The organism is Methylorubrum subtropicum (assembly GCF_038442325.1).
Classification (GTDB): domain Bacteria; phylum Pseudomonadota; class Alphaproteobacteria; order Rhizobiales; family Beijerinckiaceae; genus Methylobacterium; species Methylobacterium subtropicum.
The window spans coordinates 539,920-555,238 of sequence record NZ_JBBXMW010000001.1; the positions used below are offsets into that span (position 1 = coordinate 539,920).

The 15,319-nt window shown below is 68.6% G+C and carries 14 protein-coding genes; 8 read left to right on the forward strand and 6 right to left on the reverse strand.

Annotated features, from left to right (window positions below; all coding sequences use genetic code 11):
* Positions 1-50: 50 nt before the first annotated feature.
* Positions 51-3,254: a PAS domain S-box protein gene (locus AAHG03_RS02540; protein WP_412759711.1), complete on the reverse strand. Its 3,204-nt coding sequence runs from the start codon at positions 3,252-3,254 to the stop codon at positions 51-53.
* Between the two features lie 326 nt (positions 3,255-3,580).
* Here AAHG03_RS02540 and AAHG03_RS02545 point away from each other — a divergent pair, with 326 nt between their 5' ends.
* Entirely contained in the window at positions 3,581-4,177 is a 597-nt protein-coding gene (locus tag AAHG03_RS02545) for a pyridoxamine 5'-phosphate oxidase family protein (RefSeq protein WP_342148510.1), read from the forward strand.
* Positions 4,178-4,241: 64 nt separating this feature from the next.
* On the forward strand, positions 4,242-4,907 hold the full coding sequence (locus AAHG03_RS02550) for a DUF2268 domain-containing putative Zn-dependent protease (protein ID WP_342148512.1): 666 nt from the start codon (positions 4,242-4,244) through the stop codon (positions 4,905-4,907).
* 22 nt (positions 4,908-4,929) lie between these two features.
* On the opposite strand, the gene metC is transcribed toward AAHG03_RS02550, so the two are convergent.
* The gene (gene metC, locus AAHG03_RS02555; protein WP_342148514.1) at positions 4,930-6,120 is read right to left on the reverse strand and encodes a cystathionine beta-lyase; all 1,191 of its coding nucleotides are present in this window, start codon (positions 6,118-6,120) and stop codon (positions 4,930-4,932) included.
* A gap of 77 nt (positions 6,121-6,197) precedes the next feature.
* Entirely contained in the window at positions 6,198-6,368 is a 171-nt protein-coding gene (locus tag AAHG03_RS02560; RefSeq protein ID WP_342148515.1) for a ribosome modulation factor, read from the reverse strand.
* Positions 6,369-6,491: 123 nt separating this feature from the next.
* On the opposite strand from AAHG03_RS02560, the gene AAHG03_RS02565 reads away from it, so the two are divergent.
* From AAHG03_RS02565 to AAHG03_RS02575, 3 genes are all read left to right on the forward strand, one after another.
* Positions 6,492-6,776, forward strand: a complete 285-nt coding sequence (locus AAHG03_RS02565) for a hypothetical protein (protein WP_342148517.1) — start codon at positions 6,492-6,494, stop codon at positions 6,774-6,776.
* Between the two features lie 209 nt (positions 6,777-6,985).
* Positions 6,986-7,840: an EamA family transporter RarD gene (rarD, locus tag AAHG03_RS02570; protein WP_342148519.1), complete on the forward strand. Its 855-nt coding sequence runs from the start codon at positions 6,986-6,988 to the stop codon at positions 7,838-7,840.
* Positions 7,837-8,823 carry a P1 family peptidase gene (locus AAHG03_RS02575; protein ID WP_342148521.1) on the forward strand — a complete coding sequence of 329 codons (987 nt, stop codon included), beginning with the start codon at positions 7,837-7,839 and terminating at the stop codon, positions 8,821-8,823. Before rarD ends, AAHG03_RS02575 begins: the two co-directional genes overlap by 4 nt.
* 132 nt (positions 8,824-8,955) lie before the next feature.
* Here AAHG03_RS02575 and AAHG03_RS02580 read toward each other — a convergent pair whose 3' ends face one another.
* A complete protein-coding gene (locus AAHG03_RS02580) occupies positions 8,956-10,629 on the reverse strand; it encodes an electron transfer flavoprotein-ubiquinone oxidoreductase (protein WP_342148523.1) in 1,674 nt (557 codons plus the stop codon).
* A 273-nt stretch (positions 10,630-10,902) separates the two neighbouring features.
* Here AAHG03_RS02580 and AAHG03_RS02585 point away from each other — a divergent pair, with 273 nt between their 5' ends.
* Together AAHG03_RS02585 and ypfJ are read left to right on the forward strand one after the other, a co-directional pair.
* Positions 10,903-11,811, forward strand: a complete 909-nt coding sequence (locus tag AAHG03_RS02585; RefSeq protein ID WP_342148525.1) for a uracil-DNA glycosylase — start codon at positions 10,903-10,905, stop codon at positions 11,809-11,811.
* A gap of 83 nt (positions 11,812-11,894) precedes the next feature.
* Positions 11,895-12,806, forward strand: a complete 912-nt coding sequence (gene ypfJ / locus AAHG03_RS02590; RefSeq protein ID WP_342148527.1) for a KPN_02809 family neutral zinc metallopeptidase — start codon at positions 11,895-11,897, stop codon at positions 12,804-12,806.
* Positions 12,807-13,009: 203 nt separating this feature from the next.
* On the opposite strand, the gene AAHG03_RS02595 is transcribed toward ypfJ, so the two are convergent.
* Complete coding sequence (locus AAHG03_RS02595; RefSeq protein WP_342148528.1) at positions 13,010-13,459, reverse strand: energy transducer TonB; 450 nt, start codon at positions 13,457-13,459, stop codon at positions 13,010-13,012.
* A gap of 883 nt (positions 13,460-14,342) precedes the next feature.
* The gene (locus AAHG03_RS02600) at positions 14,343-14,513 is read right to left on the reverse strand and encodes a hypothetical protein (protein WP_342148529.1); all 171 of its coding nucleotides are present in this window, start codon (positions 14,511-14,513) and stop codon (positions 14,343-14,345) included.
* A 275-nt stretch (positions 14,514-14,788) separates the two neighbouring features.
* On the opposite strand from AAHG03_RS02600, the gene AAHG03_RS02605 reads away from it, so the two are divergent.
* Positions 14,789-15,301, forward strand: coding sequence for a hypothetical protein (locus AAHG03_RS02605; protein ID WP_342148531.1), 513 nt, complete (start codon positions 14,789-14,791; stop codon positions 15,299-15,301).
* Positions 15,302-15,319: the final 18 nt, after the last annotated feature.

Below are 15,319 nucleotides of genomic sequence, written 5' to 3' on the forward strand. Positions count from 1 at the left end.
GAGGGTGGGATGCGGCGTCGGCGCGTCGAGGCGCGGCGGCTCCCAAAAAATCAGCGGGCGTCGATCATCTCCTTGATGCGGCTGGCCAGCGTTTCCATCACGAACGGCTTGGTGATGACCGCCATGCCGGGCTCGAGGTGGCCGTTGCCGACGACGGCGTTCTCGGCGTAGCCGGTGATGAACAGCACCCGCAGGCCCGGCCGCAGCAGGCGCCCGGCATCGGCCACTTGGCGGCCGTTCATGCCGCCGGGGAGCCCCACGTCGGTCACGAGCAGGTCGATGCGCACGTCGGATTGCAGCACCTTGAGGCCGGCGGGGCCGTCGGCGGCTTCGATGGCGGTGTAGCCGAGGTCTTCCAGAACCTCGGTGACGAGCATGCGCACGGTCGGCTCGTCGTCGACGATCAGCACCGTCTCGCCCTGCTCGGCGCGCGGCGCGGCGCTCGGCGCCAGCAGGTCGTCCTCCTCCGCCGCGCCGTAATGGCGGGGCAGGTAGAGGCACATGGTCGTGCCCTGGCCGAGTTCGGAATAGATCCGCACCTGCCCGCCCGACTGGCGCACGAAACCGTAGATCATCGAGAGGCCCAGGCCCGTGCCCTGGCCGAGCGGCTTCGTCGTGAAGAACGGGTCGAACGCCTTGGCGATCACGTCCGGGCTCATGCCGGTGCCGGTGTCGGTGACGCAGAGCGAGAGGTACTGGCCGGGGTCGAGGTCGCGCTCGCGGGCGGCGTGGGCGTCGAGCCACTTGTTGGCGGTCTCGATGGTGATGCGCCCGCCCTCCGGCATGGCGTCGCGGGCGTTGATGCAGAGGTTCAGGAGCGCGTTCTCGAGCTGGCCCGGATCGACCAGCGCCGACCACAGGCCGCCCGCGGTGACCACCTCCAGGGTGATGGCCGGGCCGATGGTGCGGCGGATCAGCTCCTCCATGCCGGAGACGAGGCGGTTCACGTCGGTGGGCTTGGGGTCCAGCGTCTGGCGGCGGGAGAAGGCGAGCAGCCGGTGGGTCAGCGCGGCGGCGCGCTTGGCCGCCCCTTGCGCGGCGTTGACGTAGCGGTCGATCTCGCCCAGCCGCCCCTGCGCGAGGCGGGTCTGCAGGAGTTCGAGCGAGCCGGTGATGCCGGTGAGCAGGTTGTTGAAGTCGTGCGCCAGCCCGCCGGTGAGCTGGCCGACGGCCTCCATCTTCTGCGACTGGCGCAGGGCCTCTTCGGTACGCATCAGCTCGGCGGTGCGCTCGGCGACCTGCTGTTCGAGGCTGGCGTTGAAGGCCTCCAACTGCGCCTTGGCCCGCAGCTCCGCCTCGATGTTGCGCGCCTCGATCACCGTGCCGACGGGCAGGCCCCGCTCGTCGCGGATCGGGCTCGCCGTGAAGGCGACGGGGTAGAACGAGCCGTCGCGGTGGACGAAGATCTCCTGGCCCTGCTCCTGATTGTTCTCGGGGAAGGCCTGATCGATCGGGCATTCGTGCAGCGGGTAGGGGCTGCCGTCGGGCCGGGTGTGGTGGACCACGTCGTGGAGCGGCCGCCCCTGCGTCTCCTCCAGGGCATAGCCGGTCAGCCGCTCGGCGGCGCGGTTCATGTAGGCGCAGTGCTGGTGCTCATCCATCATGAAGACGGCTTGCGTGGCGTTGTCGAGCACGGCGTCGAGCCGGCGCGTGGTCTCGACGAGGCGGGCTTCCGTGCTCTTGCGGTCGGTGATGTCGACCGCGGTGCCGAGCACGCGCACGCATCTTTCGCCCTCGAACACGCCGCGGCCCTTGGCGGCGACCCAGCGGATCAAGCCGTCCTCCCGGCCGACGGTACGGTACTCGACATCGTAGAGGGCGCGCCGGGCGGGATCGACCGCGGCGGCGAAGGCGGCGCTGGCCCGCGCGCGGTCCTCCGGATGGAGGCCGGCATAGTAGTCGGCCATCGAGACCGGCACGTCGGGCGAGATACCGAACATCGCCTTGACGCGGGCCGGCCAGAACAGGGTGTCGGCGATCGGATCGACATCCCACAGGCCGATCTCGGCGTTCTCGGCGGCGAGCCGCACCCGCTCCTCGCTCTCGGCGAGCGCCTGCTCGGCGGCGCGGCGCTCGTGGATGTCGACGACCGAGCCGACATAGCCGAGATAGGTCCCGTCGGCGGAAAATCGCGGGCTCGCGGAATCGATCGCCCAGCGGTAGCCGCCGTCGACGTGGCGCAGGCGGTATTCGAGGCGAAACCCCTCGCGCCGGGCGTTGGCGGCGAGAAAGAGGTCGCCGGACCAGCCGCGGTCCTCGGGATGGACCGCGTCGAGCCAGCCGAAGCCCAAAGCCTGCGCCTCCTCCTGGCCGGTGAACTCGTACCAGCGCCGGTTGAGATAGAGGCAGGCGCCCGCCGCGTCGGTGATCCACATCATCACCGGTGCGTCGTCGGCCATGGTGCGGAAGCGGGTCTCGCTCTCGGCCAGCGCCGCGTTGCCCTGGACCCGCTCGGTGACGTCGGAGCCTTCCACGAACACGCCGGTGATGGCCCCGGCCGCGTCCCGCATCGGCTGGTAGACGAAGTCGAGATAGCGCTGTTCGGGCCGCCCGCCGGGCTCGCGCAGGATGGTGAGCGGGGCGGTGTGGGCGGTGTAGCCCTTCCCGCTGCGAAACACCTCGTCAAGCAATTCGAAGAAACCCTGGCCCTCGATCTCGGGCAGGGCCTCACGCACGGGCTTGCCCACCACATCGCGGTGGGCGACGAGCTGGCGGTAGGCCGGGTTGGCGAACTCGAAGACGTGATCGGGGCCGGACAGCACCGCGACGAAGCTCGGCGACTGCTCGAACAGGCGGTGCAGCCGCTCGCGCTCGGCGGCCATCTGCCGGCCGGACTTCACGGCGGAGGTGGTCTCGGCGCAGGCGCAGAACATGCCGGCGACCGTGCCGTCCTCGCCCCGCACGGGGGTGTAGCCGAAGGAGAAGTGGGTCTCCTCGGGGAAGCCGTTGCGGTGCATGACGAAGGCGATGTCGTCCATCTGCGTCGCCTCGCCCGCATAGGCCGCGGACAGGATCGGCTCCACCTGATCCCAGATGTCGTGCCAGAGGTCGTCGAAGGACCGCCCCATCGCCTCCGGATGGCGGGTGCCGCACATGGCGGCGTAGCCGTCGTTGTAGAGGGTGGTGTGGGCGGGGCCCCAGACGATCAGCATCGGCTGGTGCGAGGCCAGCATCACGCCGACCAGCGTCTTGAGCGGGGCGGGCCAGCCCTCGGGAGCGCCCAGCGGGGTCGCGGCCCAGTCGAGCCCGCGCATCAGCGCCCCGCACGCGCCGCCGCCCGTCAGGAAGAACGGGACCTCAGCCACGGGGCGGCGTCCGGCGGGCGGGACACGGGGGAGCGGCGGGGAAGCGGGCCAAGGGGACGGTGTTCGCCTGACGCGGGGGACCGGACGGAAGGGGCGGCGCGAGCGTGACGGCAAGACGCTCGGGTTCTTCAACGCACGAGGGCGGCCCGCGTGCCTTGTGCCCGGCGCATGTTTTGCCGCCTGTCCGGATCACGCCGCGCCGGAGAAGGCAAGGCCCGGCTTGCGCGCCGCCGCCGAAGCGCCCAGCATCCGCCGGCCTTCGCCCGGAGCCCCGCTTGCCCCCGCTGCCCCCGTTCTACGACGACCTCGCCGCCTTCCGCGCGGAGGCGTGGCGGCGGCTGGCCGAGGGGGCAGAGACCGGCCGCAGCCCGTTCCACACGCCCGCACTCGCCACGGTCGATGCGCGGGGGCAGCCGCGGCTGCGGACCGTCGTGCTGCGCGCCGCCGACGGGGCGGGCGGCACCCTGCGCTTCCACTGCGACGCCCGCTCGGACAAGGCCCGCGAGATCGAGGCCGGCTCTGGCGCCGCGCTTCACGTCTACGATGCGGGCGCCAAGCTGCAACTGCGGATCGAGGGCACGGCCCGCCTCCACCGCGACGACGCGCTGGCCGAGGCCGCCTGGACCGGCTCGCGGGCGATGAGCCGGGTCTGCTACGGGGTCGATCCCGCCCCCGGCACGCCGCTGGCGCTAGGCGACGCCTACTCCATGCCGGACGAGAGCCCGGACAGCCGCATCGGCCGTGAGAACTTTTCCGCCGTGGTGGTGCGGGTCATGCGCCTCGACCTGCTCTACCTCGACCGCCGCGGCCACCGCCGGGCGGTGTTTTCGCGCGAGGGGGAGGGGTGGACCGAGCGGTGGGTAGCGCCCTAGGATCCCTCCCGGTCGATGGGTCTGCGGGGCTCATTCCGCTGACGCGCCCCGACGAGGCGTTGCGATGTCGTGGCAACTGCACTGGCTCGAAGCCTCCGGCGACCTGAGCCCCTGGCATGCGATCATCGCCGAGGAAGTCGCGATCGCGCGAAAGGCCGTGTCGGAACTGCTGCCGCCATCGCCGCTCGACATCATCGTGCAGCGCCTGCCCGGCGAGGTGATCCCGGAGAGGGGAACGACCGGACGAGCGCTGCGGGAGAGCCTGTTCTCTCTCACCCTCGATCCTGCCAATCCCAATTTCGAGCGTTCGCTGCGCGATGGGGACCTGCGCCGGACCGTAGCGCACGAGGCGCACCATTGCATGCGCATGGCCGGCCCCGGCTACGGCTGGACGCTCGGCGAAGCTCTCGTGAGCGAGGGCTTGGCAGGCCAATTCGTGAGCCGCCTGTTCGGTTCGCCGCCCGAGCCGTGGGAGTGCGCCGTCACCGACGACGTGCTCAAGGCGAACCTCCCGGACGACGCGACGCTGGTCGGCAACGGCCACGACCATCGAGCTTGGTTCTTCGGGTTCGGCGGGCGGTATCCCCGCTGGCTCGGCTACACCCTCGGCTACCGGATCGTCGGCGATTGGCTGGAGACGGGCATCGCCCCTGACGGCGCGACATGGGTCAACGTCCCCGCGCACGAGGTCATCGAGGCGGCCCGAGGGCGCACCTTGTCGAACCTCTGACCCAGGAGACAATCGATCGGGTTCAGCCCCGCTCCGCCGCCATCCGCGCGAACCCGGCCTCCAGATCCGCCTTGAGGTCGGCGATATCTTCCAGGCCGATATGGAAGCGCAGGCATGGCCCGCCGGGCTGCCACTGCGTCGCCGTGCGGTAGAGGGTCGGGTCGAACGGGATCACGAGGCTCTCGAAGCCGCCCCAGGAAAAGCCCATCCCGAACAGCTCCAGCCCGTCAAGGAAGGCGGCGAGCGCCTCCTCCGAGACCGGCTTCAGGATGACGCCGAACAGGCCCGAGGCACCGGAGAAGTCGCGCTTCCAGAGGGCGTGGCCGGGATCGTCGGGCAGGCCGGGATGCAGCACCCGCAGCACCTCGGGCCGGCTCTGGAACCACGCCGCCATGTCGAGCCCGCGCGCGCCGTGCTCGCGCAGCCGCAGGCCCATGGTGCGCAGGCCCCGGAGTCCCAAAAAGATGTCCTCGGGGCCGGGGCAGTTGGCGAAGTGCTCGTAGGTGCGCTTGAGCGCCGGGTAATGCTTGGCATTCGCCGAGACGAGGCCGAGCAGCAGGTCGGAGCCGCCGCTGAGATACTTGGTGCCGGCCTCCACCGCGAGATCGACGCCGCGCGCGTGCGGCGGAAACAGCAGCGGCGTCGCCCAGGTGTTGTCCATCACCACCGTGCCGCCGCGGGCGTGCATGGCCTCGGCGATGGCCGGCACGTCCTGCATCTCGAAGGTCTGCGAGCCCGGCGCCTCGACCAGCACGGCCTTAGTGTTGCCACGCATCAGCGCCGCGATCCCGGCGCCGATCAGGGGATCGTAGTACTCCACCTCCACGCCGTAGCGTTTGAGCACCCCATCGCAAAAAATGCGGGTCGGGCGGTAGGCGGAATCGGTGACGAGCAGGTGATCGCCCGCGCTGACGCAGGTCATCAGCGCCAGCGTCAGCGCGGAGAGGCCCGACGGCGCCAGCACCGTGCCGGCCGCGCCCGCGACCTCGCTCCACGCCTCGCACAGGGCGTCCATCGTCGGCGTGCCCGACGTGCCGTACTGATACTGGCCGCGGCGGTGCTTGATGTCGTCGTAGGTCGGAAACAGCACCGTCGAGCCGCGATAGATCGGCGTGTTGACGAAGCCGTGCTGCTCGGACGGATCGCGCCCGGCCAGCACGAGGCGGGTGTCGGCCCCGAAGCGGGCACGGTCGCGGGGAGGGGTTTTGGACATGGGCCTCGGGGAGGGACGAGAGAGCGGGGTTGGTGCCCTTTCAGCCTCCCGAGACGGGGAGCGTCAAGCTGGGCGCCTCAGCCCTTCTGCTCCGGATCGTCGGCCGCCGCCTCCTCGTAGGCCTGGAGCCACGCGTCCCGGTCCTGCGAGCCTTCCGGATAGGGGCAGGAATCCGCGCTCTTGCCGTAGAGCCGGGCGTTGCGGCCCTGGATGAAGGGGCTGTCGCTCGCCGTCGCCTGCTCGTTCATGGATGTGCTCCGAAATGTCCTGAAAGGGGCCGGTATGGCGCCGCCCCTCGACTTCGGTTCGTTAACGGGGTCGGCGCTATGGTGTTTCCGTTCCCTGCGTTGCGTATTCGGGAAGTGTCTCCAGTGAGTCTGTCGCGCGTCATCGCCTTCGGGACGATCACCGGCCTCGGCAGCCTGAGCGTCGTTTTCGTCGCCGCCGACCGGCTCGCCCATCCGGCCATCGCCGCCACCGCGCCGCCGGTGATGGCGCGGGCCGTGCCCGCCCTCCCCGAGCCCACCACCACCGGCACGGTCACGCAGGGACCGGCGGTCGAGCCGCCGAAGGCGCGGGCGATGACCGGCTTCGACACCGAGCGGCTGAACGCCCTCATGCGCGGCGAAACCCTGGTCAGCGCCAAGAAGCGCTGATTTTCTTGGTTGGGCCTCAAGCGCCGGCGGCCGCGTCCGCGGCCTTAGGCTGCTCGCTCCGCTAGACGCCTCGGCTGGCGCCGAGGCCGCTGCGCGCGGCGCTCTTCGCGCCGGGCCATACGGAGCTGCCGCACGATACATCCGATGACGCTGACCGGCGGCTTCTCTCACGCTACAAGCGGCGCCCCGCCACCGCCGGGACGTGACCGTTGGGCCTCCTCTACGCGCTCGCCGCCTACCTGAGCTGGGGCCTCGTCGTCCCGGTGCATTTCCGGCTGCTCGCCGGCATCCCCGCCGAGACGATCCTGGCCCAGCGCATCGCGTGGTCGGCGCTGTTCGTCACCGGGCTGATCGCGCTGCTGCGCCACCGCCTCGCCAACCCGTTCCCGCTCAAGCCCCGCCACGCCCTGCTCGCCGTCTCGGCCGGGCTGATCGCGTTCAACTGGCTGCTCTACCTGCGGGCGGTCGAGACCGGGCACCTGCTCGATGCGAGTCTCGGCTACTACATCAACCCGCTGGTCTCGGTGGCGCTCGGCGCCCTCGTCTTCGGTGAGCGCCTGCGCCCGCTCCAGACGGTGGCGGTCGGGATCGCGGTGCTCGGCGTCGTCATCGCGGTGGTGATGGCCGGGCGCCTGCCGCTGCTCTCGCTCGGCCTCGCGGTCAGCTTCGCGCTCTACGGGCTGACGCGGAAGATCGTCGGCGTCGACGGCACCGTCGGCTTCTGCGCCGAGACCTTTCTGCTGCTGCCCGCGGCCCTCGGCTACCTGCTGCTCGCCGCGCCCCCGGTGCAGAACGACGCCACGACATGGTCGCTGCTGGCGCTGACCGGCGTCACCACCGCCCTGCCGCTGATCTGGTTCGCGGCGGCTGCCACCCGCCTGACGCTCGCGACGCTCGGGCTGATGCAGTACCTCGCCCCGACCTGCCTGATGCTGCTCAGCACGCTGGCCTACGGCGAGACCCTGAGCCAGGATCGGATCGTGCTGTTCGCGCTGATCTGGATCGCGCTGATGCTCTACGCCACCGACGCGCTCCGCCACAGCCGCCAGAGGCGAATGCGATGACCCGGCTCAACCGCATCACCGACATCGCCGGCATCCGCGTCGGCCACGCGGAGGATCAGCAGGTCGCGAGCGGCGTCACCGCGCTGATCTTCGACCAACCCTTCGTCACCGCGGTCGATGTCCGCGGCGGCGGGCCCGGCACGCGGGAGACCGACCTGCTCGACCCGGCCGCGACCGTGCCGGCCGTCGATGGGCTGGTGCTGTCGGGCGGCTCGGCCTTCGGGCTCGATGCGGCGGCCGGTGCCGTGGCGTGGCTCGCCGAGCAGGGCCGTGGCTTTCCGGTCGGCGACGTGCGGGTGCCGATCGTGCCGGGCGCGATCCTGTTCGACCTCCTCAACGGCGGCGACAAGCACTGGGGCCGTTTCCCGCCCTACCGTGAACTCGGCTACGCGGCGGCGGAGAGCGCCCGCGACGGCGCCTTCGCGCTCGGCTCGGTCGGGGCGGGCTACGGCGCGCGCACCGCCAACCTCAAGGGCGGCCTCGGCTCGGCCTCGTCCGAAGTGATCGGCCTCGACGGCGTGCAGGTCGGCGCGCTGGTGGCGGTCAACGCCTTCGGCCGGGTGACGATGGGGCAGGGGCCCCATTTCTGGGCCGCGCCGTTCGAGCGCGACGGCGAGTTCGGCGGCCTCGGCCTGCCGGCGTCGCCGCCGCCGGACCTCCTGTCGTGGCCGCGGGAGGCTCCGCCGGGGGCGAGCACGACGCTCGCGGTCGTCGCCACCGATGCGGCGCTCACCAAGGCGCAGGCCAAGCGCCTCGCGATCGCCGCCCATGACGGCCTCGCGCGGGCGATCCACCCGGTCCACACCCCGCTCGACGGCGACGTGGTGTTCGCGGTCTCGACCGGACGCCGGCCGGTCGCCGACATGGCCCGCCTCGCCGTGGCCGCCGCCGACACCCTGGCCCGCGCCGTCGCAATCGGCGTCCACGAGGCGACGCGCCTACCCTGCCTCGACCTCCCGGCCTGGAACGAACTCAAGTCCTGAGATTCCAAAGGGATCATCCCTTTGGCGGGGCACCGGGGCAGAGCCCCGGTTTCCCTTCCAACCAGGGCTCCGCCCTGGACCCGCGAAAGGACTTGTCCTTTCGAAACCTCGACTTGGGCGTGAGCCTTAGGCTTACAGGTTCGTATAGTTGGGCCCGCCAGGGCCCTCGGGCGTGACCCAGTTGATGTTCTGGTTCGGGTCCTTGATATCGCACGTCTTGCAGTGAACGCAGTTCTGCGCGTTGATCTGAAAGCGCACGCCGTCGCTCGCCGCCTTGTCCTCGACCCACTCGTAGACGCCCGCCGGGCAGTAGCGGCCCGAGGGACCGCCGTAGACGTCGTGCTCCGAGGTCTTCTGCAGCTCCATGTTCTTCACCTTGAGATGGACCGGCTGGTCCTCCTCGTGGTTGGTGTTCGACAGGTAGACCGACGACAGGCGGTCGAAGGTCAACTTGCCGTCGGGCTTCGGGTAGACGATCGGCGTCACCTCCGCGAGCGGCTTGAGGCAGGCATGGTCCGGCTTGCCGTGGCCGAGCGTGCCGAACAGCGACGCGTTCGCAATCGTGTTGGTCCACATGTCGAGACCACCCAGCCCCACGCCGACCAGCGTGCCGTACTTCGACCAGAGCGGCTTGACGTTGCGCACCGGCTTCAGGTCGCGCCCGATCGGGCTGTCGCGCCAGCCCTCCTCGTAGGCGGTCAGCTCGTCGCCCTGGCGGCCCTGGGCCAGCGCGTCGAAGATCGCGTCCGCCGCCTGGATCCCCGACAGGATCGCGTTGTGCGAGCCCTTGATGCGCGGCACGTTCACGAAGCCCGCCGAGTCGCCGACGAGACAGCCGCCGGGGAAGACGAGCTTGGGCACCGACTGCCAGCCGCCCTCCATGATGGCCCGCGCCCCGTAGCCGATGCGCTTGGCCCCCTCGAAGGTCTCGGCGATCATCGGGTGGGTCTTGAAGCGCTGGAACTCCTCGAACGGCGACAGGGTCGGGTTCTCGTAGTTCAGGTGCGTGACGAAGCCGACCGAGAGCAGGTGGTCGTCGAAATGGTAGAGCCACGAGCCGCCGCCGGCCTTGTTGGGCAGCGGCCAGCCCATCGTGTGCTGCACCAGCCCCGGCTGGAATTTTTCTGGAGAGAGCTGCCAGAGTTCCTTGACGCCCAGTCCATATTTTTGGTGGTCACTGTTCTTGTTCAACCCGAACTTGTCGATCAGCGTCTTAGTCAGTGAGCCCCGCGCGCCCTCGCCGAACACCGTGTACTTGGCGCGCAGCTCCATGCCGCGGGTGAAGTCGTCGCGCGGCTCGCCCGAGCGGGAGATGCCGAGGTCGCCCGTCGCCACGCCCTGCACCGTGCCGCGGTCGTCGTAGAGCACTTCCGAGGCCGGGAAGCCCGGATAGATCTCGACGCCGAGCCCCTCGGCCTGGGCACCCAGCCACTTCACGGTGTTGGACAGCGAGCCGACGAAGTTGCCGTGGTTCGACAGGAGCTTGGGGAAGAACAGGTTCGGCATCGTCACGCCGCTGTTCTTCGTCAGGAACAGGAACTCGTCGCGCTCCACCGCGGTCTTGAGCGGGCGGTCCGGGTCGTCGCGCCATTCGGGCAGCAGGGTGTCGAGGCCGAGCGGATCGACCACCGCGCCGGACAGGATATGCGCGCCGACCTCGCCGCCCTTCTCGACCACGACGACGGAGACTTCCTCGCCCTTCTGCGCGGAGAGCTGCTTGAGGCGGATCGCGGCGGCGAGCCCGGCCGGGCCGGCGCCCACGATCACCACGTCGAAATCCATGCCTTCGCGTTCGGGCAGCGCCATCCTGGTTCCTCCTGTGGTATGCCGGGCGCCGACGCGCTCTTGACGGCCCGCTTCAACGGTCTGGATTTCTCTCAATCGATTCCAAGGTAGGAAGGCAAGCGCGTCCGGGTAGCGGCAGCTCTGCGCGATGATGAAGCATCGCCGTAAAGACGGATTGACCGCGCCCGCATCCGCAAGACCAGGGGCCGCGCACGTCTTCCTGAATACGATATACACGGAACGGATCACCTGCGGCGTTCCGTGGGCGTTGCCCGCCGGGCGGCGACACGCCACATGGGGATCATGAGTCCGAGCCATCCCGAGCAAGACGCCAGGGCCGACCTGATCTCCTACCTCGACTTCCACGTCGAGGCGGGCGTGGACGCGGCCCTGGACGAGCAGCCGCACGACCGCTTCGGCGAGGCCGAAGGCCCCGCCCCGCAGCGCGAGCCGGCACCCCGTCGCGCGCCGCCCCCCGCGCCGGCACGGGACGAAGCGCCGGGTGACGACCGCTTCCGGCGCGAGCTGCCGAGCCGCGAGGCTCCCCCGAAGGAGCCGCCCCGCACCTACGGCAACGCGGCCTCCGCCAAGCCGAACGAGGCCGCCGACGACGCCCGCGCGCGGGCGGCGCAGATGCAGACGCTCGAAGATCTGGAGGCGCTGCTGCGCGGCTTCGAGGGCTGCGGCCTGCGCTTCACGGCGAAAAACCTCGTGTTCGCCGACGGCAATCCGCAGGCGCGGGTGATGTTCGTCGGCGAGGCGCCGGGCGCCGACGAGGACCGCATCGGCAAGCCGTTCATGGGCCGCTCGGGCCAGCTCCTCGACCGGATGATGGCGGCGATCGGCCTCGACCGGACGGGGGCCTACATCACCAACGTCGTGCCCTGGCGCCCGCCGGGCAACCGCAACCCGACCCCGCAGGAGATCTCGATCTGCCGGCCGTTCATCGAGCGGCAGATCGAACTCGCCGACCCCGAACTCCTCGTCTGCCTCGGCGCCCCGGCGACCCAGACGCTGACGGGCACCAAGGACGGCATCCTCAAGGCGCGCGGGCGCTTCTACCCGTATCGCTTGAGCGACGGGCGCGAGATCAAGGCGCTCGCCACCCTCCATCCGGCCTACCTGCTGCGCCAGCCGGTGCAGAAGCGCCTCGCCTGGCGCGACTTCCGCATGCTGAAAGCGGCCCTCGACGGGAACCGCTAGAGCCGTTTAAGCGGAACCGTACCGTCCGCGGATTCATTCTACAGGGCAGCCGCGCCCGCGGGCGAAGAGGGTAAGGGAGCGCCATGCGCTGGGATGACTTTCGCGCCTCCGACAACGTCGAGGACCGGCGCGGCGAGGGCGGCGGAGGCGGCGGCTTCGGCTTCCCCGGCGGCGGCGCGGGGGGCCTCGGCATCGGCGCCATCGTCATCGTGCTCATCATCTCCTGGGTCACCGGCATCAATCCGGCGATCCTGATGGGCGGCGCCGAGCAGATCACCGGCGGCGGACGCCCGCGCGAGGAGCGTGTCGATCCCGACACCCAGGCCAAGCGCCGTCAGGCCCCGACCGACCAGACCGGCCAGTTCGCGGCCAAGATCCTCGGCAACACCGAGGACGTGTGGAAGGAAATCCTGCCGAACCAGACCGGGCGGCAATACACGCCGACCACGATGGTGCTCTACCAGGGCGGCACCCGCTCCGGCTGCGGCCAGGCGCAGGCCGCGATGGGCCCGTTCTACTGCCCGCTCGACAAGAAGGTCTATCTCGACACGAGCTTCTTCAAGGAGATGCAGCAGAAGTTCGGCGTGAAGGGCGATTTCGCCTACGCCTACGTCATCGCCCACGAGGTCGGCCACCACGTGCAGGACGTGCTCGGCATCCTCGGCAAGGTCGACAGCCGCAAGCAATCCGCGGGCAGCGAGCGCGAGGCCAACCAGCTCTCCGTGCGCGTCGAGCTGATGGCCGATTGCCTCGCGGGCGTCTGGGCCAAGAACTCCAACGACCGCTGGAACTCGCTCGACCAGAGCGACATCCAGGAGGCGCTGAACGCCGCCAGCGCCATCGGCGACGACAAGCTGCAGGAGAAGGCGCAGGGCTACGCCGTGCCGGACTCGTTCACCCACGGCTCGTCCGAGCAGCGGATGCGCTGGTTCCTCACCGGCTACAAGAGCGGGCAGACGAAGTCGTGCGACACGTTCCGGGCGGCGCGGAACTGAGAGCCCGTTCGATTCGGCCCTTCGACCGAGCGGGCTCGATACGACGATCGATCCACCCCTCATCCTCATCCTGAGGTGCGGAGCGAAGCGTAGCCTCGAAGGAGGGCTCCAGGGATCGCGCGTCTACTGGAGCCCTCCTTCGAGGCCGCTTCGCGGCACCTCAGGATGAGGGGGTAGGGTTGGACGAACCGGCCAACAGACTCTCACATGATCCCGATATCCCGGCAGACCGGGAGCTCCTTCTTCGCTTCGTCCGGTCGCGGCGTCTCGACCTGGGACGGCGCCGAGAGGGGCGCCTTGGGCGGCGGATCGAAGCGCAGCGGCAGGATCGCGGTGATCGGCAGCCTGATGTCCGGGGGCGGGGGCGGGGCGGGCGTCGAACTCTCCACGGCGGCGAGCGCGGCGCGGTCGAACACCATCACGCCCGAACTCTGCTCGATGTTGACGTCGCTCAGGGCGCCGTTCGCGCCGACATTGAACACGACCCGCGCCGTCCTCGGCGAATCCGGCCGGCCCGGCCCATGCGGATAGACCAGATGGCAGCGGATGTGTTCGGCGAGGCTGCGCCGCCATTCGTCGAACGTCTCGGCCGAGGCCGGCCCGTTCGACGCCAGCATGAGAATCGCGAGTGGGACGGAGAGAGCCTTGATCATGGTGCCGATCGCCGATGGAAAGCCACGATCCTAGAGCCGTGCCCGACCCCGTAGGGTCGGATCACGCCTCTAAAACCTTACTTGTTATATTGTAATATGAGGTTCCAATTTCGAAACCGTCCGACAAGAGGCCGAAACCAAGAGATGATCTGATATTTTCTATGACTACTCTCCCTTAAAGACGGTGAGCTTGCTTTCACGGAGTGAATTTTTGCTAAAGAACTATGCCTCTTTTTCGTGCAATAACCATGCATCGGCCAGCCACAATAGATAAAAATGCCAAAGGGGGTCCAGCAAGAACTCCAAAGATTGGCCGCGGATTGCCACTATAAAAGAAATCTTCAATTATACTAGGATACCTTAGAAACATAATGAAGATCCATATCAATTGCCCTATCAGCATGACGGGGAAGATAAAAAAACAAAATAAATATTTATTGTATTCTCTTGATCTCAGCACAAAGTATCTATATATGTAATGGAAATTACTTCTAAGATAGGTTAAGGGCCAATAGATAAGGGGTATCAAGATTGTAGGCAGAGCAATCTCAGCTATAAATAAAAAATCTATATCCGGTCGCCGATGCTGTGCATATCTTGCTATGTAAAGGAGCAGAAATGCACCACCCATGACGGCAAAAATGCGCCCGAACGCACTATCGAGATGCCCTCTTGCCCTCTTGGATGATCGAACCTTGGCATCGTTTGACATCGCCGCTTTTCTTTCGACCTTGCTACACGTGCACTGGGCCAAATCTGAGCAATCATACCATCCGGTTCCGGAGCGAAAGCTAAGGTTTCCGCTTCGTTTTCTGTCGTTCTCGACAGAGCAACTGTTGCCAGTCACGCCTATCCACACAGGCGCGGACTTTGCGCATCGAATCTATCCGATCGGCAGCACATCGAGTATTTCCATGATGCTATCATCGAACAGCGGCCATTCGACGATAAGCATGTTGTGCCGTTGCATGGCATCGGCGGCCGGTAGCCCGTCGAGGGCGGCCCTGCGTGACCGCGAGATCGTCGGCACGGCTTGGTGATCGACGAGAGTCATCACCTGGGACGAGGCCGGCCAACGCCATCGCCGGAACCGAGACGATCCTACGCGCCGAACCGGCCATGATGCAGTCTCCCCGACAACCCGTGGTCTTCCGATCGGACGAAGGACAACAAGCATCTATCCCCACGTGTGCGAAAGCCGTCTAATCCCGCCATACAAGCAAGTTTTCGTGAAATGGGGCTTTACCGCCACGCTCCGGACTGGCTGAGCTGAAACCTCGGCCTCACGGGCCGACGAAGGCCGTCATCCGAGGCTCGGGAGGGAAGCCCATGTTGATCACGCGCGGTATCCTGGCGGCGGCCGGACTGGTGTTGAGCGCGGGCTGCGCGGCAGCCGCCGCCCCGCCGACATGGCAGGGCACGCTCTACGTCAGCGCGGTCAACGCGGCCTGCACCAACGCCACGGTCGCTGCGGTCGGCGATTACTGGACCATCGAGTACCGGCCCAAGATCGCGACGACCGACCCGGCGGATGCGTTCCACATCCTCGGGCCCCGCTCGTCGATGCTGATGACCACGGCCAACAGCAACGGCAAGTTCGGCGCGACCGGTCTCTACAACGCCACCTGGGTCGATGGCTTCGCGCGCAGCGTCACGGTCGGCCCGACTTCCGCGAACACGGCCGCGGTGGCGCTCACCTTGCCGGCGGGCGTCAGCACGGTCACGGCGACGACGCGCTTCGTCGTCATCAAGGCGACGATCGGCAACTGGTTCGAGCGCAACACCCAGAATGCCGGCTGCACCGTGACGTTCGACGCGGCCCTGATCCGGCGGGTCGATTGATCGGGAGCGGCGCCGCCC